The 25,526-nt window shown below is 70.3% G+C and carries 25 protein-coding genes; 15 read left to right on the forward strand and 10 right to left on the reverse strand.

Annotation, left to right across the window (positions count from 1 at the left end):
• Nucleotides 1–5: 5 nt before the first annotated feature.
• Nucleotides 6–353, reverse strand: coding sequence for a helix-turn-helix transcriptional regulator (locus ELQ40_RS00460; protein WP_127791863.1), 348 nt, complete (start codon nt 351–353; stop codon nt 6–8).
• 113 nt (nt 354–466) lie between these two features.
• Between ELQ40_RS00460 and ELQ40_RS00465 the strand changes: the two genes are divergently transcribed.
• From ELQ40_RS00465 to ELQ40_RS00475, 3 genes are all read left to right on the forward strand, one after another.
• Complete coding sequence (locus ELQ40_RS00465; RefSeq protein ID WP_127791865.1) at nt 467–1,825, forward strand: NAD(P)-binding domain-containing protein; 1,359 nt, start codon at nt 467–469, stop codon at nt 1,823–1,825.
• A gap of 47 nt (nt 1,826–1,872) precedes the next feature.
• Nucleotides 1,873–2,283 carry an arsenate reductase ArsC gene (locus ELQ40_RS00470; RefSeq protein WP_127791867.1) on the forward strand — a complete coding sequence of 137 codons (411 nt, stop codon included), beginning with the start codon at nt 1,873–1,875 and terminating at the stop codon, nt 2,281–2,283.
• 119 nt (nt 2,284–2,402) lie between these two features.
• Nucleotides 2,403–3,281 carry a GyrI-like domain-containing protein gene (locus tag ELQ40_RS00475; protein ID WP_127791869.1) on the forward strand — a complete coding sequence of 293 codons (879 nt, stop codon included), beginning with the start codon at nt 2,403–2,405 and terminating at the stop codon, nt 3,279–3,281.
• Between the two features lie 67 nt (nt 3,282–3,348).
• Here the strand turns inward: ELQ40_RS00475 and ELQ40_RS00480 are convergent, their stop codons facing one another.
• Genes ELQ40_RS00480 through ELQ40_RS00495 form a run of 3 tightly spaced genes read right to left on the reverse strand, consistent with a single transcriptional unit; the run spans nt 3,349 to nt 5,025 of the window.
• Nucleotides 3,349–3,996 (reverse strand): hypothetical protein, encoded by a 648-nt coding sequence (locus tag ELQ40_RS00480; RefSeq protein WP_127791871.1) that lies wholly within the window; start codon nt 3,994–3,996, stop codon nt 3,349–3,351.
• The gene (locus ELQ40_RS18890; RefSeq protein ID WP_205649394.1) at nt 3,993–4,514 is read right to left on the reverse strand and encodes a MarR family winged helix-turn-helix transcriptional regulator; all 522 of its coding nucleotides are present in this window, start codon (nt 4,512–4,514) and stop codon (nt 3,993–3,995) included. The genes ELQ40_RS00480 and ELQ40_RS18890 overlap by 4 nt, the downstream gene beginning before the upstream one ends.
• A 49-nt stretch (nt 4,515–4,563) precedes the next feature.
• Nucleotides 4,564–5,025: a MarR family winged helix-turn-helix transcriptional regulator gene (locus tag ELQ40_RS00495; protein WP_127791873.1), complete on the reverse strand. Its 462-nt coding sequence runs from the start codon at nt 5,023–5,025 to the stop codon at nt 4,564–4,566.
• 44 nt (nt 5,026–5,069) lie between these two features.
• Between ELQ40_RS00495 and ELQ40_RS00500 the strand changes: the two genes are divergently transcribed.
• The 11 genes from ELQ40_RS00500 to ELQ40_RS00550 all read left to right on the forward strand — a co-directional run bounded on the left by ELQ40_RS00500 (nt 5,070) and on the right by ELQ40_RS00550 (nt 17,961).
• Nucleotides 5,070–5,360 (forward strand): hypothetical protein, encoded by a 291-nt coding sequence (locus ELQ40_RS00500; RefSeq protein ID WP_240665875.1) that lies wholly within the window; start codon nt 5,070–5,072, stop codon nt 5,358–5,360.
• A 156-nt stretch (nt 5,361–5,516) separates the two neighbouring features.
• Nucleotides 5,517–6,182, forward strand: a complete 666-nt coding sequence (locus ELQ40_RS00505) for a hypothetical protein (RefSeq protein WP_127791875.1) — start codon at nt 5,517–5,519, stop codon at nt 6,180–6,182.
• A gap of 287 nt (nt 6,183–6,469) precedes the next feature.
• Entirely contained in the window at nt 6,470–7,378 is a 909-nt protein-coding gene (locus ELQ40_RS00510; RefSeq protein WP_127791877.1) for a TIM barrel protein, read from the forward strand.
• Nucleotides 7,375–8,541, forward strand: a complete 1,167-nt coding sequence (locus ELQ40_RS00515; RefSeq protein ID WP_164863430.1) for a Gfo/Idh/MocA family protein — start codon at nt 7,375–7,377, stop codon at nt 8,539–8,541. Before ELQ40_RS00510 ends, ELQ40_RS00515 begins: the two co-directional genes overlap by 4 nt.
• A 58-nt stretch (nt 8,542–8,599) precedes the next feature.
• The gene (locus tag ELQ40_RS00520) at nt 8,600–10,006 is read left to right on the forward strand and encodes an extracellular solute-binding protein (protein WP_127791881.1); all 1,407 of its coding nucleotides are present in this window, start codon (nt 8,600–8,602) and stop codon (nt 10,004–10,006) included.
• The gene (locus tag ELQ40_RS00525; protein ID WP_127791883.1) at nt 10,006–10,944 is read left to right on the forward strand and encodes a carbohydrate ABC transporter permease; all 939 of its coding nucleotides are present in this window, start codon (nt 10,006–10,008) and stop codon (nt 10,942–10,944) included. Before ELQ40_RS00520 ends, ELQ40_RS00525 begins: the two co-directional genes overlap by 1 nt.
• Complete coding sequence (locus tag ELQ40_RS00530) at nt 10,941–11,870, forward strand: carbohydrate ABC transporter permease (protein ID WP_205649395.1); 930 nt, start codon at nt 10,941–10,943, stop codon at nt 11,868–11,870. Before ELQ40_RS00525 ends, ELQ40_RS00530 begins: the two co-directional genes overlap by 4 nt.
• Nucleotides 11,870–12,946, forward strand: a complete 1,077-nt coding sequence (locus tag ELQ40_RS00535) for an ABC transporter ATP-binding protein (protein ID WP_127791885.1) — start codon at nt 11,870–11,872, stop codon at nt 12,944–12,946. The genes ELQ40_RS00530 and ELQ40_RS00535 overlap by 1 nt, the downstream gene beginning before the upstream one ends.
• A 2-nt stretch (nt 12,947–12,948) precedes the next feature.
• Nucleotides 12,949–14,205 (forward strand): CehA/McbA family metallohydrolase, encoded by a 1,257-nt coding sequence (locus ELQ40_RS00540; RefSeq protein WP_127791887.1) that lies wholly within the window; start codon nt 12,949–12,951, stop codon nt 14,203–14,205.
• 87 nt (nt 14,206–14,292) lie between these two features.
• A complete protein-coding gene (locus ELQ40_RS00545) occupies nt 14,293–17,139 on the forward strand; it encodes an alpha-mannosidase (RefSeq protein ID WP_127791889.1) in 2,847 nt (948 codons plus the stop codon).
• A gap of 57 nt (nt 17,140–17,196) precedes the next feature.
• Nucleotides 17,197–17,961 (forward strand): GntR family transcriptional regulator, encoded by a 765-nt coding sequence (locus ELQ40_RS00550; RefSeq protein ID WP_127791891.1) that lies wholly within the window; start codon nt 17,197–17,199, stop codon nt 17,959–17,961.
• A 349-nt stretch (nt 17,962–18,310) separates the two neighbouring features.
• On the opposite strand, the gene ELQ40_RS00555 is transcribed toward ELQ40_RS00550, so the two are convergent.
• The 4 genes from ELQ40_RS00555 to ELQ40_RS00570 all read right to left on the reverse strand — a co-directional run bounded on the left by ELQ40_RS00555 (nt 18,311) and on the right by ELQ40_RS00570 (nt 21,040).
• Complete coding sequence (locus tag ELQ40_RS00555; RefSeq protein WP_127791893.1) at nt 18,311–19,234, reverse strand: hypothetical protein; 924 nt, start codon at nt 19,232–19,234, stop codon at nt 18,311–18,313.
• On the reverse strand, nt 19,231–19,785 hold the full coding sequence (locus ELQ40_RS00560) for an RNA polymerase sigma factor (RefSeq protein ID WP_127791895.1): 555 nt from the start codon (nt 19,783–19,785) through the stop codon (nt 19,231–19,233). Before ELQ40_RS00560 ends, ELQ40_RS00555 begins: the two co-directional genes overlap by 4 nt.
• Nucleotides 19,782–20,546, reverse strand: a complete 765-nt coding sequence (locus ELQ40_RS00565) for a hypothetical protein (RefSeq protein ID WP_127791897.1) — start codon at nt 20,544–20,546, stop codon at nt 19,782–19,784. Before ELQ40_RS00565 ends, ELQ40_RS00560 begins: the two co-directional genes overlap by 4 nt.
• Before the next feature lie 290 nt (nt 20,547–20,836).
• A complete protein-coding gene (locus ELQ40_RS00570; protein ID WP_127791899.1) occupies nt 20,837–21,040 on the reverse strand; it encodes a hypothetical protein in 204 nt (67 codons plus the stop codon).
• 510 nt (nt 21,041–21,550) lie between these two features.
• On the opposite strand from ELQ40_RS00570, the gene ELQ40_RS00575 reads away from it, so the two are divergent.
• Nucleotides 21,551–22,600, forward strand: a complete 1,050-nt coding sequence (locus ELQ40_RS00575; RefSeq protein WP_127791901.1) for a hypothetical protein — start codon at nt 21,551–21,553, stop codon at nt 22,598–22,600.
• A 47-nt stretch (nt 22,601–22,647) separates the two neighbouring features.
• Here ELQ40_RS00575 and iolD read toward each other — a convergent pair whose 3' ends face one another.
• The gene (gene iolD / locus ELQ40_RS00580; protein ID WP_127791903.1) at nt 22,648–24,546 is read right to left on the reverse strand and encodes a 3D-(3,5/4)-trihydroxycyclohexane-1,2-dione acylhydrolase (decyclizing); all 1,899 of its coding nucleotides are present in this window, start codon (nt 24,544–24,546) and stop codon (nt 22,648–22,650) included.
• Nucleotides 24,543–25,523 (reverse strand): 5-deoxy-glucuronate isomerase, encoded by a 981-nt coding sequence (gene iolB / locus ELQ40_RS00585; RefSeq protein WP_127791905.1) that lies wholly within the window; start codon nt 25,521–25,523, stop codon nt 24,543–24,545. The genes iolD and iolB overlap by 4 nt, the downstream gene beginning before the upstream one ends.
• Nucleotides 25,524–25,526 lie beyond the last annotated feature (3 nt).

Raw genomic sequence — 25,526 nt, forward strand, 5'->3', positions numbered from 1 at the left:
GTCCGTTACGACCCGAGCGCAGCGGTGAGCCGGTCGAGCGATCCCTCCACCAGCGAGTAGTACGCCCAGTTGCCGCGCCGCGTGCGGCTGAGGAAGCCGGCATCGGTGAGGATCTTCAGATGGTGCGAGACGGTCGGCTGCGAGAGTCCGGTGGGTTCGGTGAGGTCGCAGACGCAGGCTTCCTGACCTTCTGCAGCCGCCACGATCGAGATGAGCAGCACGCGCGTCGGATCACCGAGGGCCTTGAAGAGGCTCGCGGTGCGCGCCGCCTGATCGAGGGTGATCGGTGTCGTCGTCAGCGGAGTGCAGCAGTCGTCCTGCTGGATCACCGGGAGTTCGACGACTGAGCTCATACCGATCATCCTACGCCATATTGACAAACTTCGATGCAGCTCGGATGCTTCTTGCATCGAAGTTCTTCGATACGGCGCGGGATGCGTCGTGACGCACGCAGAGGAGCGATCCCATGACCCTCGTCGAACCGACGACCCCGACAACCTCGACCGTGAGCGACGATCGCCTCGACGGGCTCCCCGTCGTGATCATCGGAGCCGGGCCGATCGGGCTCGCCGCTGCGGCGAACCTCGTCGAGCGGGGCATCCCGTTCGAGATCCACGAAGCCGGCGACAGCGTCGGCGACGCGATTCGACGATGGGGGCACACCCGACTGTTCTCGCCATGGCGCCACCTCGTGGATCCCGCATCGCGACGCCTGCTCGAGCCCACAGGCTGGCAGCACCCCCAGGAGGACCGCCTGCCGACCGGCGCCGAACTCGTTTCGGAGTACCTCGAGCCGCTGGCCGCGCTTCCCGCGATCGCCGGGCACATCGTCACCGGATCCACCGTCGTCGCCGTCAGCCGCGACGGCGCTGATCGGACCCGCACGACGGGCCGTGAGGGCACGCCGTTCGTGCTCCGCATCGACGGCGCCGACGGTGCCGACGAACGGCGAGCACGAGCGGTCATCGATGCATCCGGCACGACCCGCAGCCCGAACTCGCTCGGCTCCTCCGGCATCGACCCTCTGGGTGCGGAGACCGTGCGCGACCTGGTTACGTCCGCGCTGCCGGACGTGCTCGGTCGCGACCGCGACCGCTTCGCCGGTCTCCACACCGTCGTGGTCGGGGCCGGGCACTCCGCGGCGAACACTCTGCTGGACCTCGCGGCACTCGCCGACGAAGCACCGGGAACACGCGTGACCTGGATCATCCGAAACCGTTCGGCGGTCCGCGTCAGCGCGTCCGTCGACGACGGATTGCCCGCGCGGGCGTCGATCGGCGGCCGCGTCGACCGCCTGGTCGCGACCGGACGTGTGCGACTCGTCGATCGCTTCGAGATCGAGCGCCTTCGTCGCGACGGCGACCAGGCGACGCTCATCGGTCACCGCGGCGGAATGCCCGAGGAGGTCACCGCGGACGTGGTCGTCACCGCGACCGGATTCCGACCGGACCTCGGCCTCCTGCGTGAGATCCGGCTGGACCTCGACGAGGTCGTCGAGGCGCCGCGACGACTCGCACCGTTGATCGACCCGAACGTGCACAGCTGCGGCACCGTGCCCCCGCACGGCGTCGATGAGCTGCGGCATCCCGAGCCCCAGTTCTTCATCGCCGGCATGAAGTCGTACGGCCGCGCACCGACGTTCCTCCTCGCGACCGGCTACGAGCAGGTCCGCTCGATCGCCGCGCACCTCGCAGGGGATCGGCGCGCGGCGGAGGCGGTCGAGCTCTTGCTGCCGGCGACCGGCGTCTGCTCCACCAGCCTCGGCGACACCGCCGCAGCGGACGCCTCCTGCTGCGGATCCGCCTCACTGGCGAGTTGCAATTGAGCACCGGAGATCCGCAACAGGCGGGAACGATCGGAGATGATGAAACCATGACCGCGAAGCCCACCGTCCTGTTCGTCTGCGTGCACAACGCCGGGCGCAGCCAGATGGCGGCCGGCTACCTGAGCCACCTCGCGGGCGACCGCGTCGAGGTGCGGTCGGCCGGATCCGAGCCGAAGGACGCCGTCAACCCGGTCGCCGTCGAAGCCATGGCCGAGCACGGCATCGACCTCGGCGCGAACGCCCCGAAGCTGCTCACGACCGATGCCGTGGCGGCATCCGACGTCGTCATCACGATGGGATGCGGCGACGCGTGCCCCGTCTTCCCGGGCAAGCGGTACGAGGACTGGAAGCTCGACGACCCGGCCGGGCAGGGCATCGACGCGGTGCGGCGCATCCGCGACGATATCCGCGCGCGCGTCGTGCAGTTGATCGCCGAGCTGGACGCAGCCCGGGGGTAGCGGGCGATGCGGCGTCGCGGGCGGTTGCGCGCAGCGCGGAGGCATCCGATCGCATCGGACCGCGATCATCGGGTACGTGCCCGCCCCAGCCGTGAGGCTGGAACGCGAAGGAGGCAACCGTGATCGGAGCACTGAACCGGGTGGTCGAGGCCGTCGAGGCCGACCCCGCAGCCGACGTCGACCTCGCCGCCGCCGCCGCAGAGTTCGGCACGACCGAGTACCACCTGCGTCGCATGTTCTCGTCGCTGGCGGGCATGCCGCTGTCGGAGTACGTCCGGCGGCGTCGGATGACGCTCGCCGCCGCCGACCTGATCGGCGGCGCGTCCGAGCGGGACCTGCTCGACATCGCGGTACGGCACGGCTACGGCTCGACCGAGGCGTTCAACCGGGCGTTCCGCGCCGTGCACGGCGTCTCGCCGGCGGACGTGCGCCGGAACGGCGGCCCCCTTCGTGCGCAACCGCACCTCAGGTTCCGCCTGACCGTCGAAGGGAACTCACCCATGGACACCCGAATCACCGACCGCCCGTCGTTCCGCCTCATCGGACACGCCGCGCGGGTGCCGCTCATCCACGAGGGCGTCAACCCGCACATCCAGGCGCACGTCGCCGCCCTGCCCGCGAGCGAGCACGCCCGGCTGAAGGAGCTCGGCGACACCGAGCCGGCGGGGCTGCTGCAGGTCAGCGCCGACGTCGACCCCGACTACGCCGAGGGCAGCGAGCTGACCTACCTGCACGGCGTCGCCGTGCGCGCCGAGGCATCCGTGCCCGACGATCTCGACGTCATCGACGTGGACGCGGGGGAGTGGGCCGTGTTCCAGGCCGAAGGCGCCTACCCGCAGGTGCTGCAGGAGACCTGGGCGGCGACCGCGACCGACTGGTTCCCGTCGAACCCGTGGCGGCTGCGGGAGGGTCCGTCGATCGTCGCCGTGCTCGATCGGGCTCCGGACTTCAGCACCGCGACCTGCGAGCTGTGGCTGCCGGTCGAGCGCGCCGGCTGAGACGACGGATGCCTCGTCGGCATCGTGCGTCGATTGCGGTGCCGGCCGGGGCGCCGGCCGTCGTCCGTCAGGGCATGTGCGTGCGCACGGCGTCGAGGAATCCTGCCGGGTCGTCCGTCCAGAGGCGGATGACCTCGACTTCGTGGATGCCGCCCTTCGGCGGCCGCCCCGGCAGTCCGACCGCGGTGGGCCGTTCGAGCCGGATCTCGATGGACGTCTCGTCCTGGATTCGCAGTGACAGCTCGCGCAGGCCCTCGTGCTCGGTGAGCCGCGGCGTCTTCGGCGGGTCGACCCTGCGGATGCGCTCGACGGAGGCGATGTCGTCCCAGTCGAACGCGAGGTCGATCTCCAGGCCGTCTCGGATGCGGACGCCCGCGGGTCCGACGACGTGCGGCCGCATGAAGTAGGCGCAGAGCAGGCCGATCATCCACGTCAGGCCCCAGATGCCGATGATGAGCACGACGATCCGCACGACCGGCCACCGGTGCACGATCAGGTCGAGGATCGGGATCTCGAGCGCCGACAGCGCGATGAAGATGATCAGGATCGTGAGGACCGGCCGGTGGTACGAGAAGCCCGAGCCGCCGGGTTCGATCGCCGGCCGTCGGGCGATCGCGCGGCCGATGCTCTCGTAGATCCGCAGCTCCATCCGGAGGGCGCGGGCGGCGACCGACCAGACGGCCGGCCTCGTGGACTCGGTGCGCGTGGTGGTCATGATGCGCGGGCCTCGGAGTCGGCTGCGCCGTCGGCAGCGGCAGCGGCAGCGGCAGCAGGAGCGCTAGCGGTTTCGGCTCCGGCGGCGGCTCCGGCGACCATCGTCGCGAGCCGGTCGGCGATGGCGGCGATCGCCGTGCCGACCCGATCGCGGTCGGCCTCGTCGACCGCGTCGAGCAGCGTCGCGTTCAACTCGGCGTGCTCGCGCACCGTGCGGTCCATCACGGCCGCACCGGCGGCGGTGAGCTCGACGAGTCGTGCCCGCCGGTCGGTCGGGTGCGGAACCCGCTGCACGTACCCCGCGGCCTCGAGCGCGTCGACGAGCCCGGTGACGTTGCGTGGGCTGACGTCGAGCGTCGCGGCGATCGTGTGCTGCGCGACCGGGCCGGCGTGGTGGATGGTCCACAGCACGCCCATGCGAGCGGCCGAGAGCTGGGTGCCGTCGTACTCGCGGGACATGTCGCGCTGGAACAGGTCGGCGATCTGCAGCAGGCGGTCGAGGAGCAGCGGCTCGTGCATATCGTTACCTTAGTACACGATTACCTGTATTCAGGAAATTCGACGCACGTCAACCCCGGTCGCGCACCGCGTCGATCACCTCGGTGAGGCGATCGCGCAACGCACCGAGCTCATCGAGGCTCATGCCCAGCCGGTCGACGACCTGCGGAGGGATGCGCAGCGCCTGCTCGCGCAGCGCGCGTCCCGCGTCGGTGAGCCCGACGTCGAGCGCACGGTCGTCGCGGGCGCTGCGCGCCCTCGTGACATAGCCCTGCGCCTCGAGCCGCTTGAGCAGTGGTGACAGTGTCGCCGGCTCGAGCTGCAGCGCGTCGCCGAGGTCGCGCACGGTGCGGGGGCTGCGCTGCCAGAGCGCGAGCATCACGAGGTACTGCGGGTGCGTGAGTCCGAGCGGCTCGAGGATCGGTCGGTACACGCCGATCACGCCGCGTGCGGCGACCGCGAGCGCGAAGCAGACCTGGTTCTCGAGGGCCAGGACGTCGACGGATGCCTCGGCGTCGCGCGATTCGGTCATGCCACCAGTATGACGCGTGGGCAAATGATTAGTACACTAACAATATGACCGCACGTGAGCGACCGCCATCGGATGCCTCGGGCCCGGCCGCGGGGTCGGCCTCGGCCTCGGAATCGGCCGCGGGGTCGGGCGTGCCTCGTCGCGGCTACGCCGGCTTCATCGACCGACTCAACGCCCGGCTCCTGCCTTGGCTCGGCCCGCCGCCGCTCGGCCCGTACGACGAGCCGGCTCCGGCGAAGGCGCCGCCCCCGCCCGTGTGCCCGCTCTGCTCGCGGCCGATGGCCGAGCACGTCATCGACCGCAGCGCACCGCGAACACAGCTGCACTGCCCCTGACGCGGTCGCGCTGAGCGACGCCGTCGCGGACCGCGCCCGCGCGGGCGACGTCGGGCTCGCGCGACACCTGCCCTCGGTAGGCTCGATCGTGCGGTCGTGATCCGCGGACGACGGGGTCCGGCGGGGGAGTGCGACCACACGGAGGGAGGTGCGCGGATGGGCTGGTTCGACCGGTTCCGCGGACGTCCCAAACGGCGCAAGTTCAAGCCGTTCGACCGTTCGGCACTGCCCGACCTGCCGCAGGCCAGCTTCGAGGAGATGGTCGAGGACGGCGTGATGATGGCCGAGGGCGCCGGCCGTCTCGCGCTCAAGAACCGGTTCATCGTGCAAGCGCTCCGCGGCGAGGAGCCGTACGACGACGATCGGGCCGTTGCCGCGGCGCGCGAGGTGCTGCACGAGCTCATCCAGGAGGCCGGTGAGAGTGCCGAGCTCTCGCATGAGGAGCGTGCGGCGGCGGCGAACCGCGAAGGGCGCTCGGAGCACCAGCACGACTACCACCGGGCCGACGTGCTCAACCTCCGTCGCCGGGAGCGGGTCTACGAGCAGGTCGCGGCGCAGCTCGCCAAGCTCCGCGAGGATCCGGCTTACCTGTCGGCGTTCGCCGTCCGCGCTCGGGATGCCGCGTGGGACGAGGTGGCCGGCGTCATCGAGCAGCGTCTCGACCGCGACTGGACCGAGTTCGAGATCGACGCCGAGTACGAGCTCGCCCGCGACCAGCGCATGATCGAGCTCGCCGAGGACCTCGACCTCGCCATGAAGCGCCACCGGCAGCGCCGGGAAGACCTCGACGCGCTCGAGGAGCCCTTCGACCTCTTCGGCTAGCCACCGCCATCCGCGGCATCCGTGTCATCCGTGTCATTCGCGCCATCCGTCGCGTCTCCGCCATCCGCCGCCCGTTCGTGCCCGTTTCAGGACTTCGCACGCCCATCAGGACCGAATCGCACATCCGGTCCTGAGCAGCTTCCGATCTCCTGAATCGGGAGGGGTGCCGACGACCTCCGAGGCGGCCGGAGAGTGAACATTGTCAGGTGCGGTTGTAAATATGTCAGAACCTAGTAACGTATCGACGTGAGGCGCGGAGCTGCGCCTGCTCTGTCGAGAGGACCCCCGTGATCCGCACCGCGAACGCGCCAGTCAGCTATGGCGTCTTCGAACTGTCGCGACCCGACCTCGTGCCGCTGCCCGATGGCGAGCAGCTCGCCGCGTGGGTCGCCGAAGCCGGCTACGACGGCGTCGACCTCGGCCCGCTCGGCCTGTTCGGCGACCGCGACACCCTGCCCGGCTTCCTCGGCCGCCACGGGCTGGCGCTCGCCGGAGGATGGGTCGACCTGCCCTTCGCCGGATCCGACGACGACTTCGAGGCCGCGATGTCGGGCCTCGACTCCGCGCTCGAGGTGTTCCGCGCCGCCGCGGCCGCGGCACCCGACCGTGCCCCGAAGCCCACCCTGGCCGACTCCGGCTCGGCCGAGCGCAAGGCCACCCCGGGCGGTGCTCCCGAGCTCGAGCTCGACGGCGAGGCCTGGAGCCGCTTCGCGGCCCGCGTGCGCCGCGCCGCCGACCGCACCCGCGAGGCGGGCCTCGAGCCGACGTTCCACCACCACGCGAGCACCTACGTCGAGACGCCGCGCGAGATCGAGCGACTCCTGGCCGACACCGACGTCGACCTCACGTTCGACACCGGCCACCTGCTCATCGGCGGCGGCGACCCGCTGCCCGACTTCACGCGCTGGAAGGACCGGATCAACCACATCCACCTGAAGGATGCCGACCGCGAGGTCCTGCGCCGCGCCGCCGGCGCCGCGGACCCGCTCCGCGAGGTCTGGTCGAAGCGCGTCTTCGTCGCGCTCGGCGACGGCGACCTCGACGTCGACCGCATCGTCGACGCGATCGTCGAGTCCGGCTACGACGGATGGCTCGTGATCGAGCAGGACGTGATCCTCCAGGATGCCGCCGACGTCGACCGCGCCCGCCGCGACCAGGTCGCCAACCGCGAGCGCCTCCGGCGGTGGTTCGCGTGAGCGCAGCAGCGGCATCCGATCGCGTCCGTCTCGCCGTCATCGGGCTCGGCGGCATCAGCCAGAGCGTGCACCTGCCCCTCATCCGCCGGAACGCCGACCGCGTCGAGCTGACCGCCGTCGTCGACCTGTCGCCGAGCCGTGCCGAGTCGATGGCCCGCGCCGCGGGCACCGGCGTCGCGGCGTTCGCGTCCGTCGACGAGCTGCTCGCCGCGGTCGCCGCCGGCGACGTCGCGGTCGACGGCGCGATCCTCGCGACCTCGGGCTCGCACGCCCCCGACGCCGGCCGGCTCATCGCCTCGGGCATCCGCGTGCTCGCCGAGAAGCCGCTCGCCTTCACGCTCGAAGAGGTCGACGCGCTCCGCGTGATCGCCGAGGAGCGCGGCGTCGACCTGGCCGACTGGCTGCGCGTCGGGTACATGAAGGAGCACGACCCCGCGACGGCCGAGGCGTTGCGCCTGCTCGCCGACGCCGACCTGCGGTACGTCACGGTCGAGGTGCTGCACCCGGCCGACGGCGCGCAGCTCGCGTTCGCCAACCTCGCGCCCGCTCCCGACGACGTTCCCGCCGACGTGCTCGCCGGTCTCGTCGCCGAGACGGATGCCACGGTCGCCTCGGTGATCGGCCAGGCCCCGGCTCCGCTGCCGAAGCTCTACACGAACGTCGTGCTGGGCTCGATCGTGCACGACATCAGCCTGCTCCGGCACCTCGTCGGCGGCATCGGCGAGGTCGACCGCGCGCTGCACTGGGGCGGGTTCCCCGGTTCGCTGTCGCTCGGCGGCAGGCTCGCCCAGCAGCCCGACGTGCCGTGGGCGATCGACTGGCATTTCATCCCCGAATACCCGGAGTACCGCGAGACCGTCACGTTCCACCACGCGACCGGCACGATCTCGCTGCGCTTCGCGGTGCCGTACGTGCTGAACGCCCCCACCGTGCTCACGGTGGTCGACGGCGTCGGCACGCTCGGCGCCCGGTCCGCCGAGTCCCGCTGGATGCAGGAGGAGGCGTTCGAGAACGAGCTCCGCGCGTTCGCGTCGCTCGTCGCAGACGACCCCCAGCCGGGGCCGTCGGCGGAGGCATCCGCCCAGGACATCGCGGTCGGACAGCGGATGATCCGCGCGATCGCCGAATCGTTCGGATCGCGGGTCGACCGCGACCGGGCCTGATCACCCCCCCTGCCCGCGCGAGCGGGCGAATCCCACACCGAAACACGAGAGGTCGAAGATGATCCACCACAGCAGGCGCAGCACCGTCGCCGCGATCGCACTCGCCGCAGCGGGCGCGCTCGTCCTCGCCGGATGCTCCGCCTCGGAGCCCGAGGACTCCGAGGACGGGCCCGTCACCCTCACGCTCACCTCGAACGCCATCACCGGCGGCAAGAACGCCGCCGAGGCGGACTGGATCTCCGACTGGGTGATCCCCGAGTTCGAGGCCGCCATGGAAGAGGAGGGCAAGGACGTCACCGTCGAGTTCGAGCCCCAGGGCGTCGACGACGAGAACTACAAGACGAAGATCGCGCTCGACCTCCAGTCGGGCGAGGGCGCCGACATCATCAGCATGGACGGCATCTGGGTCGGCGAGTTCGCCGAGGCCGGCTACATCGCCCCGCTGAGCGACGTCGCCGGCGACGCGGTCGACGAGTGGGAGGGCTGGGACCAGATCCCCGAGGCCGTCCAGGGCGCCGCCTCGTTCGACGGTGAGCGCTACGGCGTGCCGCAGGGCGCCGACGGTCGCGTGCTCTACTACAACAAGACGCTGTTCGAGCAGGCGGGCCTGCCCGCCGACTGGCAGCCCGAGAGCTGGGACGACGTGCTGGAGGCGGCACGCGACCTCAAGCAGCTCGACGGCGTCACCCCGATCCAGCTCAACGCGGGCACCGCGATGGGCGAGGCGACGACGATGCAGGGTCTCCTGCCGATGCTCGCCGGCACGGGCGAGCAGGTCTACGAGGACGACAAGTGGATCGGCGACTCCGACGGCCTGCGCGACGTGCTCGACCTGTACAAGACGATCTACGTCGACGAGGGCCTCGGCGACCCGGTGCTCCAGCAGGAGGCCGCCGGCCGCGACACGTCGTTCCAGCTCTTCGCGCAGAACCAGATCGGCATCCTGCTCGAGGGCGACTACTTCTGGCGCAGCGTGATCAACCCCGCCGAGGGCGTCGGCACCGCGCCGATGGCCGACCGCGACACCGTCGTCGGCTACACGAAGATCCCCTCGGTCGAGCCCGGAGACGGCATCCGCGACCAGGACTTCGTCTCGATGTCGGGCGGCGCGGGCCGTGTGCTCAACCCGAACAGCGAGCACCCCGAGCTCGCCTGGGAGCTCCTCGCGTTCATGAACTCGGCCGAGGCCTACGAGGCGCGCACCGCCGGAACCATCTCGATCACGCCGCGCACCGACGTCAACGAGACGATCCTCGCCGACGACCCGATGCTCACGTACATCAACGAGGAGGTGCTGCCGATCACGGCGTACCGCCCGCCGCTCGCGGCGTACCCGCAGGTGTCGGCCGCGCTCCAGCAGGCCACGCTGGACGTGGTCGTCGGCTCGAGCGTCGATGACGCGATGTCGACCTACGTCGGCGAGGTCACCGACATCGTCGGAGAAGACGCGGTTTCGGGCAACTGATGACCACCAGCAGTACCGCAACACCGACGGCGGGGCGCGCCACAGCGCCCCGCCGCCGGCGGGCCGAAGACGTGGCCGGCCTGGGCACCGCCCGGGCCGGGCTCTTCGTCGCCCCCGCACTGATCATCATCGGGCTGTTCCTGCTGTTCCCCGCGGTGTGGACGATCTGGCTCGGCATGACCGACTACCGGCTGACCGGCCTCCAGGCCGCATCGCCCGAGTTCGTCGGCCTCGACAACTACGCCGAGGCGCTCACCGACTCCGCGTTCTGGAACTCGCTCTGGCTCACGCTGATCTTCGTGATCGCGTCGGGCATCCTCGGGCAGACCCTCATCGGCTTCGCGCTCGCGTGGAGCATCCGCAACCTCCAGGGCTGGGCGAAGTCGCTCATCGAGGGGCTCGTGCTCGCGGCCTGGGTGATCCCGGCCTCGGTCGCCTCGTTCCTCTGGCTCGCGCTGCTCGACCGCCGTACCGGCACCGTCAACGCGCTGCTCGGCACCGAGGGCGCCGCATGGCTGATCGACCACCCGATGGAGGCGATCATCATCTTCAACATCTGGGTGGGCACCGCCTTCTCGATGCAGCTGTTCTCCTCGGCGCTGAGCGCCGTGCCGCCCTCGCAGATCGAGAGCGCGAAGATGGTCGGTGCGTCGGGCTGGCAGCAGCTGCGCGACGTGATCGTGCCCAACATCAAGGGCCACATCCTCACGAACACGCTGCTCATCACGCTCTGGACGTTCAACACGTTCACGCCGTACCTCGTCACCGCGGGCGGCCCGAACGGCAAGACCGAGATCCTCTCGGTCTACATCTACGAGACGGCGATCCCCGGCGGCCAGCTCGGCCTGGGTGCGGCGATCTCGCTCATCATGCTGCTGATCAATCTCGTCATCGCGCTCGGCTACATGCGCGTGTCGCAGGGGAGGAAGAAGCGATGACCGCCTCGCCGAACAAGGCCGCCTCGCCGAACAAGTCCGACTCGCAGGTCGAGACCGACTCGCCGGCCAAGACCGACTCGCCGGTCAGGACGGTCGCCCGCGACAAGACCGTGCGGCACTATGTCGCCCGCGTCGTGTTCGCCGTCACCATGACGCTCGTTGGCGTGCTGTTCGCGCTGCCGATGGTGTGGCTCGTGCTCGCGCCGTTCGACGCGACGCCGACGCTGTCGCTCGAGTGGCCGGACTGGACCCTCGACAACTTCGCCCGGCTCGCCGAGAACCCGTACGCGCTGCGTTCGATCGGCAACTCGCTGATCCTGGGCGTCGGCACGATGGTGATCGTCGTCGTGCTCGGTGCGCTCGCCGCGTACGCGATGAGCCGCATCCGCATCCCCGGTCGCGACGGCATCCTGTACGCCCTGCTGCTGCTCTCGTCGATCGTGACCGGCACCGCGGCCATGGTCCCGACGTTCCAGATCATCACCCAGCTCGGCCTGATCAACAACTACGTCGGCGTGCTGCTCGTGCTGGCCGGAGGCATCCTGCCCACGGTGATCTTCATCCTCAAGGACTTCATGGACTCGATCCCGAAGTCGTACGAGGAGTCGGCGCGGCTGTACGGCGCGGGTCCGTTCCGGATCCTGCGCGACGTGGTCGTGCCGATCGCCCGGCCGGGCCTCGCGTTCATCTCCATCTGGACGATCGTGCAGGTGTGGGCGAACTTCCTCGTGCCGTTCATCCTGCTGCGCAGCCCCGACCTGCAGCCGGCGGCCGTGCTCATGTACACCTTCTACACGGAGAGCGGCCAGGCCGACCTCCGCCTCATCTCGACCTTCGCGCTGCTGTTCTCCGCGCCGGTCCTCATCATCTACTTCGTCGTGAACCGTCGTTACGGGTTCCGCTTCCATGGAGGTATCAAGTCCTGATGGCCGGCATCAACGCCACCCAACTCGTGAAGGAGTACCCCGGCGGGGTGCGCGGCGTCGACGAGGTCGACGTCGAGATCCAGGACGGCGAGTTCTTCGCGCTGCTCGGCCCGTCGGGCTGCGGCAAGACCACCCTGCTCCGCTCGATCGCGGGCCTCGAGGCGATCACGGGCGGGCAGCTCGTGATCGGCGACCGGGATGTCACGAACGCCGAGCCCGGCGAGCGTGGCGTCGCGATGGTGTTCCAGGACTACGCGCTGTTCCCGCACATGGACGTCGCCGACAACATCGCGTACCCGCTGCGCATCAAGCGGGTGAAGCGCGACGAGCGCCGCGCGACCGCGTCGAAGGTCGCCGACGGGCTGTCGCTGCAGGGGCTCATCGAGCGCCGGCCCGGCCAGCTCTCGGGCGGCCAGCAGCAGCGCGTCGCCCTGGCGCGCGCCGTCGCGACCCGCCCCGACGTGCTGCTGCTCGACGAGCCGCTCTCGAACCTCGACGCGCGGCTGCGCCTCGAGGCGCGCACGTTCCTCAAGGAGCTCCAGCGCGACCTCGGCGTGACGACCGTGTTCGTCACGCACGACCAGGCGGAGGCGCTCGCGCTCGCCGACCGCATCGCGGTCATGAAGTCGGGCAAGCTGCAGCAGATCGGCACGCCGCGCGAGGTGTTCCAGCGTCCGAACAACACGTTCGTCGCGGGCTTCATCGGGTCGAACCCGATGAACCTGCTCGCGGGCACGGTGCAGGGTTCGCGCGTCGCGCTGGGCGACGACGTGACGGTTCCGCTGGCGCCGGGCACCGACGGGCTCGTGCGCGAGGGCCAGAGCGTGGTCTGGGGCATGCGGCCCGAGTACCTGCGCTGGGTCACCGCCGAGGAGCCGGGGGCGATCCCGGCAGAGGTCGGCGTCGTCGAGAACCTCGGCGCGAGCGTGCTCATCGTCGTCAACGCGGGTGGCCACAAGGTGCAGGTCTCGGTGCCGGAGGATCACGAGCCGGCGCCGGGCGACCGCGGCTGGATCGTGCCGAACACGGCCAAGTCGCTGCTGTTCGACGCCGATTCCGGCGACCGGATCGGCTGACCATGACCGTGATCCGGCGTCGCGTCCACGTCACCGTCGACCAGCAGAACGAGCAGCGGTACCTGCCGGTGCCGTTCGAGGTGCCGCCCGGCACCGATTCGCTCGAGGTCGTGATCCGCTTCGACCCGACGGAGTCGGGCATCGATCTCGGCTGCGACGGCGCGGCGGGATGGCGCGGATGGTCGGGCGGTGCGCGCACCGACTACGTCATCGCGCGCGACGACGCGACGCCGGGGTACCTGCCGGGCGAGCCGGAGCCGGGGGAGTGGAACGTCGTGCTGGGCCTGCACCGGGTGCCGGCGCAGGGTGTCGACGTCGACGTCGAGATCACGATCCCGGCGAGTCGGCCGGTTCCCCCGATTCCGGATGCCGCGCCGGCGACCCGCGCGGTCCGCGGGAGCGATCGCGGGCTCCCGGCGGAGCCCGGTCTCACCTGGTTCGCGGGGGACTTCCACGGGCACACGATCCACTCCGACGGCCGCCTGCCGATCGGCGGGCTCGCGGCGCTCGGCGTGGCATCGGGTCTCGACTTCCTCGCCGTGACCGACCACAACACGACGAGCCACCACGCGCACCTGCCCGCCGAGGGCGCGAAGCACGGCATCACGCTGCTGCCGGGCCAGGAGGTCACGACCCACCTCGGGCACGCGAACGCGTTCGGCGACATCGGCTTCATCGACTTCCGCCGGCCCGCGCAGGAGTGGGTCGACGAGGTCGAGCGGCGCGGCGGCGTGCTCAGCATCAACCATCCGATCTCGGGCGACTGCTCGTGGGTGCACCGCCTCGAGCGGCGGCCCGCAGCGGTCGAGCTGTGGCATGCGACCTGGTACCTCGAGCTCATCTCGACGGCGCCGTTCTCGTGGTTCCGCACCTGGCCCGAGGGCGCGACCCTCCTCGGAGGCAGCGACTTCCACATGCTGGAGGAGCCGCAGCGCCCGGGTACGCCGACGACGTGGGTCGCGGCGGAGGATGCCTCGGCCGAGGCGATCCTCGAGGGCGTGCGTGCCGGCCGCACCGCGATCACGGGCACCGGCAGCTTCGACGGCCAGGTGCTCATGCCGCAGCTGATGGGCGTTCCCGCGCTCGTCCGTCTCGGCGGCGACGTCGTCGCGGTCGATGCCGAGGGGCTCGTGCTCGTCGACGGCGCGGGCAACCGGCGGAGCGTGCGCTCCGCGCGCGAGACGTTCGCCGCCGACCCGGCCGACGGCCCGTACCACCTCGTCCTCGCCGACCGGCGCATCCTGGCGCTCTGCGCCTGAGGCATCCGGCCCGCCGCCCACTTCCCCCAGTACCGCAACGGCACCACCAGCATCACCCGTACCGCACCACCGAAGGAGCTTCCGCACATGTCGACCCCGAACCCGTCGATCCCCGACGAGATCGTCGTCGTTCCCCACACGCACTGGGACCGCGAGTGGTACGAACCGCACGACGTGTTCCGGCTGCGCCTCGTGCACATGCTCGACCGCCTGCTCGACACGCTCGAGCAGAACCCGGGGTACCGGTTCACGCTCGACGGCCAGGCCGCCGCGATCGACGACTACCTCGAGATCCGTCCCGACCAGCGCGACCGGGTCGCGGCGGCGGTCGAGCGCGGGCAGCTGGCGATCGGACCGTTCCTGATCCTCCTCGACGAGTTCCTGTGCGACGGCGAGACGATCATCCGCAACCTCGAGCTCGGTATCCGCGCCAGCCGCCGGATCGGACCCGAGATGCGCGTCGGCTACCTGCCCGACATGTTCGGCCACTCGGCGCAGATGCCGCAGGTGCTGCGCGGCTTCGGCATCCGCGACGCGATGATGTGGCGCGGCGTGCCGGCGCGCGTCGATCGCCACGCGTTCGCGTGGTCGGCACCCGACGGCTCGACGGTGCGTGCCGAGTACCTCTTCGACGGGTACGGCAACGCGCTCGACCTGTTCGCCCTGCCGGGCCAGCTCGAGTCCCTCGTCGGCGACTACCGCGAGGCGGTCGCGTCCTGGTACGGCTCCGAGCCGATCCTCGGCATGCTCGGCACCGACCACTTCGCGCCGCCCGCCGACCTGATGGACGTCGTCGGTGCAGCGGATGCCTCCGCGATGGGCGCCGCGATGACCGTCGACACGGTCGACGGCTACCTGCGCCGGGCCGCGCCCGAGTGGGCCGCCGGCGACGACGCCGCGCTCGGCTCGCTGCCCGCCGTCGCGGGCGAGCTCCGCTCGCACCTGCGCGGCAACCTGCTGCCGGGCGTCTACTCGATCCGCACGAACCTCAAGCAGGCGATGTCGGATGCCGAGCGCCACCTGTCGACCGCAGAACGACTGGATGCCGCGTTCGGCGCCGACGACCACCGCGGGTTCTTCGACACCGCGTGGTACCGCCTCGTCGAGAGCACCGCGCACGACTCGGTCACCGGCTGCGGCGTGGACGCCACCGCCGACCAGGTCGAGAGCCGCCTCAAGACCGCCGCGAACGTGGCCCGCGGCGTCATGTTGCGCACGATGGAGGGACTCGCGGCATCCGTCGATCCCGAACGCTACGTCGTCGCCAACGCGACCGGCTTCGCGCGCCGCGCCCACGTCGAGATCCGGTTGCACGCGCCCGACCCGGCTGCGCTCGGCGACGGCGTGCAGCTGCTCGAGTCGCTGCCCGAGGTGCTCGGCGACGAGATCATGACGACGGCGCAGTTGCGCCGCCTGCTCCTGCGCATCCACGGCCGCGAACTCTTCGGCCAGCTCATCAACGACTGGGCCTTCAGCGACGCCGGCATCCGCTTCGACGTCGCCGAGGCGCCCGTCGGCGAATTCGACCTGGCCGCGTTCACCGAGGCGCTCGAGGCACGCATCGCCGCCGACCCGTCGGGCGAGCGCGAGTGGCGCATCGAGATCATCGCAGCGCCGCGCACGACCGCGCTCGTCGGCGTCGAGGTCGGCGGCGTCGCCGTCGCCGAGGTCGACCCCGCCACGGCGCCGTCGGCCGGCGACCCGGTGCGGGTCGGCGACCGATCGCTCGCCAACGGGCAAGTGTCGGTCGAGGTGCTGCCCTCGGGGTCGGTGCGCATCGAGTCCGCCGACGGCACGGTGTTCGACGAGGCGCTGCGACTCGTCGACGAGGGTGACCGCGGCGACTCCTACAACTTCGGCCCGCTCGCCGGCGATGCGGGCATCACCGACCCGAGCTCGGTCGAGGTTTCGGTGCTCGAGCGCGGCCCGGTGCGCGGCCGCCTGCTCGTGCGCCGCACCTACGACGTGCCCGTCGGCGTCGACGCCACCGACCGCGACCGCCGTGTGGCGGCCACGACGCCGCTCGTCGTCGACACCGTGCTCGAACTGCGCGAGACCGAGCCGATGCTGCGGGTCGCCATGGACTTCGTGAACCCCGTCGCCGACCACCGCCTGCGCGTGCTCGTGCCGACGGCGGTCGCCGATGTGGCCGTCTCGTCGGCCGCGGGCCAGTACGCCGTGACCGACCGAGGCCGCACCGGCGAGGGCGGCGGCGGCGAATTCCCGCTGCCGACCTTCCCCGCCGCGCGGTTCGTGCACGCGGGCTCGGCGAGCCTGCTCGTCACCAAGCACTCCGAGTACGAGATCGTCGGCGACGAGCGATCGGGCGACGACGCGATCGCACTCACCCTCGTGCGTTCGGTCGGCATGATGAGCGTCAACGTGCACCCGCTGCGCGACGAGCCCGCCGGCGCCGAGTTCGCCGTGCCCGGGGCGCAGTACCTCGGCGTGCGGGTGCACACCGAGTTCGCGGTGCTGCCAGCGGCCGCCGGTTGGGCCGAGGCCGGCACCGCCCGCTGGGCCGAGCTCCTGCGGGTCGACCCGGCGGTCGCCCGCGGCACGCGCGGAGGCCCCGCCGTGGTCGGCGGCGTCGCCGGCGCCGGGGGAGCCGCCGAAGGCGCCGAGCTGCCCTCGGGTGCGGCGATCGAGCTGTCTGGCGATGTCGTGCTCGAGTCGCTCCGCGAGGTGACGCCCGTCGATGCGGGCGGCGGCGCGTCCGCCGCTGCGCCGGTGTGGGAGGCACGGTTCGTGAACTACCGCGACCGGCCGCAGGTGCTCGGCGCCGAGGCATCCGGCACCTGGGACCGCACCGACCTCGCGGGGCAGGTGATCGAGCGCGACGTCGACCTCGCCGCGTTCGAGATCGGCGCGGCGCGCATCGAGACGTTCCGGCGCTGGTCGCCGCGATCGGATGTCACCCCCGGTCACGGGTGATCGCGCGAGGCCGCGCGGCACTACTGTCAGATCATTCCGACAACCTGGAGAGGCCCAATGCCCCAGCTACCCGAGCAGCGGCTCCCCGTCGAGCTGTTCCTCGACCTCGATCGAGGCGGGCCGGTGCCGCTCTACTATCAGATCTCGAGCCGACTCGAGCAGGCGATCCGCGACCAGACGCTGCCGGCCGGGGCGCGGCTCGAGAACGAGGTCGCGCTCGCCGCACGGCTCGGGCTGTCGCGGCCGACGATCCGCCGGGCCATCCAGGACCTCGTCGACCAGGGGCTGCTGGTGCGTCGGCGCGGCATCGGCACCCAGGTCGTGCACGGCAAGGTGACGCGCAATGTCGAGCTCACGAGCCTCTTCGAGGACCTCGAGCGGTCGGGCCAGAAGCCCGAGACGACGGTGCTGTCGATCGAGCAGGTCGGTGCCGACGCCGAGGTCGCCGAGGCGCTCGGCGTGGCGGTCGACAGCCCGGTGCTGCACATCTCGCGCCTGCGCAGCGCTGACGGCGTGCCGCTCGCCCTCCTCGACAACGTGCTGCCCGAGGCCTTCATCGACCTCGACCACGACGACCTCGAGAAGCACGGGTTGTACCAGCTCCTGCGGGCGCGCGGCGTGACCATGCGGGTCGCGAAGCAGCGCATCGGCGCCCGAGCGGCGTCGAACGCCGAGGCCGAGCTGCTCGACCTGCCCGGACACGCGCCCGTGCTCACGATGTCGCGCACCGCGTTCGACAACTCGGGCGTCGCCATCGAGTTCGGGCAGCACTGCTACCGCCCCGACCGCTACTCGTTCGAGGTCACGCTCGTCGACCGGTAAGTGAGCCCTCACCCCGTCCGCGCATGCCGCCCCGCGCGCCCCTCGTCTCGCTCTTGCGGTACACGAAGCTCGTCTCGAATTGCCGTGGGCTCAGCGCATGCTCGGGACTGTAGCGCTTGACGCCCCTTCACCGGGCATTTTCGCGGGCGGGGCTTACGGGAATCCACCCCTGTCAGGATTCTCACGTGCCTGCGTTCGTCGGCGAAGGGCCGGCTCACGGTTCGCACGCCGCCTGTCAAAGTCCGAAGTCGGCTGCACGAATGTACGAACTCGACTGCACAGTCGTTAGCGTGCCCTGCGAGCGACCGTCATTCGCGCACTCTCTCGGCTCAAGGCCAGCGGATCAGCGTCAGGTAGGTGGGTCCACGCGGAAGATTGTGGTCTCGGTCGGGCGCGATGTCACTCGTTCGATGATCTCGAGGGCTGCTGGTTCATCGGTGGACGTCACAGCCACGTAGCCCGCGTTGCGCTCCGCGCTCGGTCCGCGCGCCCAGATGTCCGTTGTCGACGGCAGACGTTCGAGCTCCGTGAGTGCGTCCAACACGGCAGAAGTCGGCCAGTCTGCGTTGACGTCGATCGTGATATCCGACCGGCTCGCGGCATCGGGCTGCCAGGCGGCAGTGAGCGTTCCCGATGGGTCTCCTGCGATTGACGCTTGCCGGAGTACATTGACTGCCTCGCTCAGGGAAACGCTTTGCCGCATTCTCACGTTTGGGTTCACGAACGCGGAGGCATTCACTTCGATGACTTCGGGGTATGCGCGGATCACCTCGATGGTCGTGATGACACCAGGTGACAGGTTCCCAAGCGTCACGGGTGCGAGCTGCGTGGTTCCGGGGATCTGCAGCGCGAGATCGACCGAATTGCGGGCGATACGCGTGCGCTCCAATTCCGGGCGCAACTCGTCGGCGAGGTACTGGAGGTCGATTGTATCCGCTCTGACCACGAGGCTTGCCCGCCATTCGCCGGGACGATCCTTCCAATCGATGTCATGAACTTCGCCGTGTGCAGCGGCGACTCCGTCGATCCGTTCGACACGCTCGGCAAGCTCTTGAGCTTCGTACTGCAAGTCGGCCGGCGGCTGCGGCACGAACGACATGCATCCGCTGAGCAGCAATGCGGTGAGCGCACCGAACACTCCGGAAGTGAACATGCTCGTACTTATCCGGCTGACCGCAGCGGCCAAGGTTTTCAGGATCGTCGCGCCGACGTCGCGGCGAGCCGTCAAGGCTCGCCGCTGGCGGCCGGACGCGCCCGCGTCAGCCGGCTTCACGATGTCGACTCATCATGGGCGGCGAGCATTCCACTCATCCGGGACTTGGCGCGCGAGTAGCGAGCCCGTGCTGTCGCCGGGCGGATGCCGAGAATCTCCGCGGCATCCGCCAGCGTGAAACCCTCCCAGATGACGAGCGCGAGGACTTCGCGGTCGGCCTCGGAGAGTCGCGTGAAGGCGTCAATGGCGATGTCGTCATCGCTTCGTGCACTGAACTGGGCCGAGACATGGAGCTCGCCCCGGAGACGCTCGGTGAGACGAATCCGACGGACCGCACCGCGACGGTGGGTCTTCAGGACTCGGTGGGCGACGCCGTACGTCCACGCGCGTTGCTCCGATCGGTCGACGGGGAACGCGTCCCGGCGACGCCACAGTACGAGCAGCGTTTCGCCGAGACAATCGGCGGCATCTTCAGTGGGGCTGACCCGACGACCGAAGAAGGCGAGCAGCTCGGGCGATACGGATCGCACGAACACGGTGAACCCATCACCATCTTCAGGCTCGCTCAAGCTCGGCGCCGCAGCCGATGCTGTTCCCGGTTCGTTGCTCACTCGTCACGCCCCAGCAGGCCGTCGCAGGCTGATTCGCCGTACCCGGCTTCGACGAGCGTTCGATCGCCGGCCGCTGCACCGCGGGCGACTTCTTGGAGTCGGTCGACGACGCCTCCGCCGTCATGCGCGACGATCGACGGGTAGTGCGATTCATCGAGCAGCCAGTCACTGGCCACTCCGCGACGCACTGATTCGTCTGCCGCGTCGGCGACGAGCCATTCGTCGTACCAGCTGCAGACGGCCCAGAACTCGAACGTCGTCGTGACCAGCCCTTCCTGAATGAACGAGTCCTCATCGTTCCCAAGTCGCGCTACAGTCGCGTCGACCCGCTCGATTGCATCGACCCGCCCCCAGCCGGCCGGGAGTTGCAGCCCCTCCGGATAGGCCGAGTCAATGATCGCGGGAAGATCCTCGCCGGTCAGGTTCAGCCACTCGGTGCCGTCTTCTTCCGTGCTCTGGCTCGGGTCACCGTACTGCCCGGTTCTCGCCGAAAGCCAAGCGCCGACCGCGGTCACCGGGACCGCGACCCCAATAGCGAGCACCGCGGCCACAACCCCAGCCACGAGTGCGCCGATCCGCCGCCGGCGCGTCCGCTGTGACGACGCTCGGAGGGCTTCGGCCCGGATCGTCTCGTCCTCGAGCTGGACCGCCAAAGCTACCGCTGCGATCGTGACGGCGGCATCGAGCCGGACCGCTCCCAGAGGTTGCACGCGCGCCCAGAACCCCGGGTCGTCGTCAACCTGCGATTCTTCTGCCCTCATGCCCTATCCATGGCCGCCACCTTCAGAAGTGTGACAGCCAGCAAGGAAAAATGAGGAAGCCCGTGCGCGAACTCGTTGCCGCCCTGCATCGACCGGTAGACGTCACATCGGTGGAACTAGGGGCCACGGGCGATGAACTGGGCGACGTCGCCTGCCGTGGGAGGCACGGCTTCTGTACACCCGGGACTGCGTCAGCGACTAATCCACCGAAGTGCACGGTGAAGGATCGCCTTACGGGCGTGACTCGCGCGCCGTGTTGCTCGCAGAGCGACGGCCGAGGAGCACGACGATCAGCATTGGGTGCCGGCTGGATCTTCATCGGCGTCTCGAGTTTCGGAGCGTTGCCGGCCGAGCGCGATCATCAATGCTGGTACGACCACCAGAACAGCGATCATGAGATAGATCGGCCGTGCGAATAGGAGAGCGAACGCAAGCGCGAGCACGCAGACGGTGGTAATGACTGCCCAGAGCATCGTTGCCGCGGTCGGGTCCATGCCCGAACTCTTTCGGCGCGGATGCTGCGGCCATGAAGGCCGCCAACCAGTGCACCTTACCTTCGGGTCGTGCGGGCGGCAGTACTGTCGGACCACCCTGAACCCGAGAGAGGACCTTCCTTTGCCGCCGAGCTTCATCATCGGACCGATCCTCGTCGCCGTCGGAATCGTGTTCATCGTGCTGCGGAGGCAGATCGCGCGAAGGAACGCGAGGGCGCTTCAAGAGCAGTTCGGTCGGGTCGGCAAGTATTCCGCAACGGGGTCGACGCCATCCATTGTCGCGGCGTTCGGGTGCTTGCTCATCGTTGGTGGCCTGTTTGAGATCGGCCGCGGGCTGTGGGGGTAACCGACGTCTGAGCTGCACGCTCAGCCGAAGGAGGTTGCTCCTGAAACTCCGACCTGTCTCGCGTGCAGTCGCCGACCCGCGGCCGCCCCATGAGCGATGGTTTACCTACGGTCGCCGACGTAGGGAGAAAGTTCACGCACCATCATTCGGGCTAGATTCGCGTCGTGAGAATTCGCGCGGGTGACCCGGTGTCGGGAGTGGTCGTTCGTTCCTTGGTCCTATCGGCGCGCACACGGGTCGAGAGGTTCAGGGCGCTGTTCGATGGGAAGCCGGCCGAGGAGTGGGATCTTCCCGGCTCCGACGAGATCGTGGTGGGAGAATTCCGCTTCGAAGGCGTCGCCGGAGAATCACTACTGCTGTGGGATGGGTCGGTGAACGCGGGAAGCGCTGAGGAGGCTCACGGCTTCTTCGATGGCAACCTGGACCGTTACGAGACGCCAGTCGAGCGCGTGATCGACGCGACAACCGCACGAGCGCTGCCCGACGCCGAGTTCTGGCCGATCATCGACAGCCCCGGGGGCCGAACGTGGGAAAGCACCACTCGCAAGGCCGAGCGACTCACCGCCGACCGCGGCGAAGAGTTCGCGGTCCGCTGGGCGCAGACGGCCGGACTGAAGGCCCTCGAGCTATCCGACGTGCTCAATGCCGCGGGTTGGGAGGCGGGCGATCAGCTCCACGTCATTGGCGCGACCCTGGCGCAGGGCCTGGATGTGTTCTCGGCGGTTCGGCGTGACCCCGAGTCGTTCGACGCTCGTTGGCTCGCGGACCTGTCGTCGCAGACAATCTGGATCGGGGCGCGCGCACTCAACCGGTTGGGGCCACACGACGAGTGGGTGAATGTGGAGACCGTCTTCTCGACCCGGCATCGCGCGCTCCTCGAACGCGCCGACGCCGACACGAGGCGTTGGCAACTCGAGCACGACATCCCGCAGGATATTGACCGTGAGCCGTCCTTCCGCATCGCTCGCGCTGTGGTGGACCTCACGGGACGTTATCGAGAGCGATTGTTCCTACTCGTCGACGCCGAAGATAGTCCCGACGCGCCAACCCGTCATGTTGTGGAGTCGTTCGGCGGGGAGATCGTCGCCGGCCCGGAGTTCAGCAGCTCGGGCGGATTCGGAGGACTCTTCAACTGCGAGGTCTTCACCATCAAGCGGCGTAGTTCCGCTCCGGCCACCGAGTATCTTGCCAACCACACCTCAGCGCCGGACTGAACCGGACCGGGTGATCACGCAGATATTGCGGTGTACCGCCCGCCCGCTCACCCGAGCAGCGGCCGCTGCGCCCCGCGCGCCTGCTCCCACTCGCGCCTCGCCGCGCGCGCCCCGTCGAGTTCGGAGACCTCGGCGACCGGCACGTCCCACCAACCTTCGCTGTCGGGGGTGACCGAGATCGGGTCGGCCTCGACGTGGATCACCGTCGAACGATCTGACGCCTTCGCCGCAGCGATCGCGCGGCCCAGGGCCGCGGCGGCATCCGGACCGGTCGGCACCTCGATCACGTCGACGCCGTAGCTGCGGGCGTTCGCGGCGAGGTCGACGGGCACGCGGCCGCCGTGCTCGAAGTCGCGGTGCTCGGCATCGTAGCTGCGGAACTTCGTGCCGAAGCGCTCCGACCCGACCGATTCCGAGAGGCTGCCGATCGACGCGTAGCCGTCGTTCTGCACGATGACGACGATGATCTTGAGCCCCTCGGCTACGGCCGTCGCGAGCTCGGAGTGCAGCATCAGGTAGGAGCCGTCGCCCACGAGCACGATCACGTCGCGGTCCGGCGCGGCCCGGCGCACGCCGAGTCCGCCGGCGATCTCGTAGCCCATGCACGAGAACGCGTACTCGACGTGGTACCCGAGCGGATCGCGCACCCGCCACAGCCGGTGCAGGTCGCCCGGCATCGAGCCGGCGGCCTGCACGACGACGTCGGTGGGATCGCTGGCCTCGTTGACGGCGCCGATGAGCTCGGCCTGCGTCGCGAGCGCGCGGTCCGACGGTGCGAGCACCTCGTCGGCACGCGCGAACCACTCCCGTCGCTCGTGGGCGATGCGCTCGGCGTAGGCATCCGTCACGCGGTGGCCCCCGAGCGCGGTGCCGAGCGCTGCGAGCGCTTCGCGCGCGTCGGCGATGATCGGATGCTGCGTGCCGTGCTTGTACGCATCGAAGCTCGCGACGTTGATGTTCACGAACTCGACGTCGGGGTTGCGGAACGCGGTGCGGCTCGCGGTCGTGAAGTCGCTGTACCGCGTGCCGATGCCGATGACGAGGTCGGCCTCGGCCGCGAGCCGGTTCGCAGCGGGGGTGCCGGTCGCGCCGATGCCGCCGAGGTTCGACGCGTGGTCCCAGGGCAGCGCGCCGCCACCGGCCTGCGTCGTTCCGACCGGGATGCCCGTCGCCTCGACGAAGCGCAGCAGTTCGAGCTCGGCCTCCGAGTACAGCACGCCGCCGCCGGCGACGATGATGGGGGCCTTCGCCGCGCGGATGCGAGCGACCGCGCGCTCGAGCGGCCCGCGCTCGGGCAGCGGACGGCGCACGTGCCACTCGCGGTCGGCGAGGAACGCCTCGGGCACGTCGAGCATCTCGGCCTGCACGTCCTCGGGCAGCGCGATCGTGACCGCACCGGTCTCGGCGGGATCGGTCAGCACGCGCATCGCCGCGAGCGCGATCGAGAAGAGCTGCTCGGGCCGCTCGACCCGGTCGAAGTACCGCGACAGCGGGCGGAACGCGTCGGTCACCTGCAGGCTCGTGTCGTGCGGCAGTTCGAGCTGCTGCAGCACCGGGTCGGCGACGCGGGTCGCGAACGTGTCGCTCGGCAGCAGCAGGGCGGGGAGCCGGTTGCTCGTCGCGAGCGCTGCACCAGTGAGCATGTTCGCCGAACCGGGCCCGACCGACGCGGTCGAGGCGAAGGTCGCGCGGCGACGACGCATCCGCGCGTAGCCGACCGACTGGTGCACCATCGCCTGCTCGTTGCGCGCCTGGTGGTACGGCATCAGGTCGGGGTCGCGGCGGTGGGCTGAGAGCAGTGCCTCGCCCAGGCCGGCGACGTTGCCGTGGCCGAAGATGCCGAACACCCCCGGGATCGTGCGCTCGCGGTGGTCGCCGTCGACCGTCCACTGGTGGGCGAGGAACTCCACGAGCGCCTGCGCCACCGTCATCCGCCGCGTCGTCATGCCGGGGCTCCCTTCGAGTCATCCGTGCGCGTCGTGTCATCCGTGCGCGTCGTGTCATCCGTACCCGCGAGCGGCAGCCGGGGATCGACCGGCTCGGCGTCCCAGGTCGACCGCACCCACCCGTGGTCCGGGTGGTCGGTGATGTTCCATACGCGATCGCCGGGGCCGGCCATCACGTTCAGGTAGTACAGGTCGTAGCCGGGCGCCGCGGCCGCCGGGCCGTGGTAGCCGCCGGGCAGCAGCACCACGTCGCCGGTGCGCACCCGCTCGTCGAGTTCGATGTGCGTGGCGGCCGACGACGACGCGCTGAAGAGCGCATATCCGCCGTCACGTGCGGCGTCGCTGCCGGCGCCGTCGCCGGTCTCGACCGGCTCGACCTCGAAGTAGTAGATCTCCTCGAGCGCCGACTCGACCCCCGGCACGTGCTCGTCGTGCTTGTGCGGCGGGTACGACGACCAGTTGCCGGCGGGCGTGAGCACCTCGCACACGATGAGCCGGTCGGCGTCGAGCACCGCCGGAGTGCCGAGGTCGTGCACCTCGCGGCTCGACTGCCCGCGTCCGCGCAGTTCGACGGGTGCGGCTTCGGCAGGAAGGTGGCGAACGGGCCGGTGCGTCGAAGCGGATGCCTCGGCCACCGCCACCCGGCCGGAGCCCGAGATGCGGGCGGCGGCCTGCGGCGGCAGGTAGCAGGTGTCGGTCGCGCCGCCGAAGACCGAGGCGCGCCCGGCCAGGTCGACCGTGGTCGGGCCGTCGGCGCCGGTGACCTCGACGCGGAACGAGCCGTGCAGCGGCACGATGAGCCGCTCGACGTCGGCGGCGTCGAGGGTGAGTTCCTCGCCATCTGCGCCGGCCAGTTCGCCGATGCGCAACCCGGTGTGCCGCCATCCGTCGATGCGGTCGTCGACCACCGCGGCCCACCCGCCCTCGGCGAGGGTGCCTGCGGGCCGGAACCAGCGCCCGCTGTCGTCGTCGGTCACGTT

The organism is Agromyces sp. LHK192 (genome assembly GCF_004006235.1).
Lineage (GTDB): Bacteria > Actinomycetota > Actinomycetes > Actinomycetales > Microbacteriaceae > Agromyces.

What these genes read in the sequence shown, in the direction of transcription:
- ELQ40_RS00495 (WP_127791873.1), bottom strand. Translation starts at nt 5,025, where the DNA reads ATGACCGAATCGCGCGACGCCGAGGCATCCGTCGACGTCCTGGCCCTC.
- ELQ40_RS00550 (WP_127791891.1), top strand. Translation starts at nt 17,197, where the DNA reads ATGCCCCAGCTACCCGAGCAGCGGCTCCCCGTCGAGCTGTTCCTCGAC.
- ELQ40_RS00540 (WP_127791887.1), top strand. Translation starts at nt 12,949, where the DNA reads ATGACCGTGATCCGGCGTCGCGTCCACGTCACCGTCGACCAGCAGAAC.
- ELQ40_RS00565 (WP_127791897.1), bottom strand. Translation starts at nt 20,546, where the DNA reads ATGAGGGCAGAAGAATCGCAGGTTGACGACGACCCGGGGTTCTGGGCG.
- ELQ40_RS00520 (WP_127791881.1), top strand. Translation starts at nt 8,600, where the DNA reads ATGATCCACCACAGCAGGCGCAGCACCGTCGCCGCGATCGCACTCGCC.
- ELQ40_RS00500 (WP_240665875.1), top strand. Translation starts at nt 5,070, where the DNA reads ATGACCGCACGTGAGCGACCGCCATCGGATGCCTCGGGCCCGGCCGCG.
- ELQ40_RS00570 (WP_127791899.1), bottom strand. Translation starts at nt 21,040, where the DNA reads ATGGACCCGACCGCGGCAACGATGCTCTGGGCAGTCATTACCACCGTC.
- iolD (WP_127791903.1), bottom strand. Translation starts at nt 24,546, where the DNA reads ATGACGACGCGGCGGATGACGGTGGCGCAGGCGCTCGTGGAGTTCCTC.
- ELQ40_RS00470 (WP_127791867.1), top strand. Translation starts at nt 1,873, where the DNA reads ATGACCGCGAAGCCCACCGTCCTGTTCGTCTGCGTGCACAACGCCGGG.
- ELQ40_RS00460 (WP_127791863.1), bottom strand. Translation starts at nt 353, where the DNA reads ATGAGCTCAGTCGTCGAACTCCCGGTGATCCAGCAGGACGACTGCTGC.
- ELQ40_RS00535 (WP_127791885.1), top strand. Translation starts at nt 11,870, where the DNA reads ATGGCCGGCATCAACGCCACCCAACTCGTGAAGGAGTACCCCGGCGGG.
- ELQ40_RS00505 (WP_127791875.1), top strand. Translation starts at nt 5,517, where the DNA reads ATGGGCTGGTTCGACCGGTTCCGCGGACGTCCCAAACGGCGCAAGTTC.
- ELQ40_RS00525 (WP_127791883.1), top strand. Translation starts at nt 10,006, where the DNA reads ATGACCACCAGCAGTACCGCAACACCGACGGCGGGGCGCGCCACAGCG.
- ELQ40_RS00545 (WP_127791889.1), top strand. Translation starts at nt 14,293, where the DNA reads ATGTCGACCCCGAACCCGTCGATCCCCGACGAGATCGTCGTCGTTCCC.
- ELQ40_RS00530 (WP_205649395.1), top strand. Translation starts at nt 10,941, where the DNA reads ATGACCGCCTCGCCGAACAAGGCCGCCTCGCCGAACAAGTCCGACTCG.
- ELQ40_RS00480 (WP_127791871.1), bottom strand. Translation starts at nt 3,996, where the DNA reads ATGACCACCACGCGCACCGAGTCCACGAGGCCGGCCGTCTGGTCGGTC.
- ELQ40_RS18890 (WP_205649394.1), bottom strand. Translation starts at nt 4,514, where the DNA reads ATGCACGAGCCGCTGCTCCTCGACCGCCTGCTGCAGATCGCCGACCTG.
- ELQ40_RS00465 (WP_127791865.1), top strand. Translation starts at nt 467, where the DNA reads ATGACCCTCGTCGAACCGACGACCCCGACAACCTCGACCGTGAGCGAC.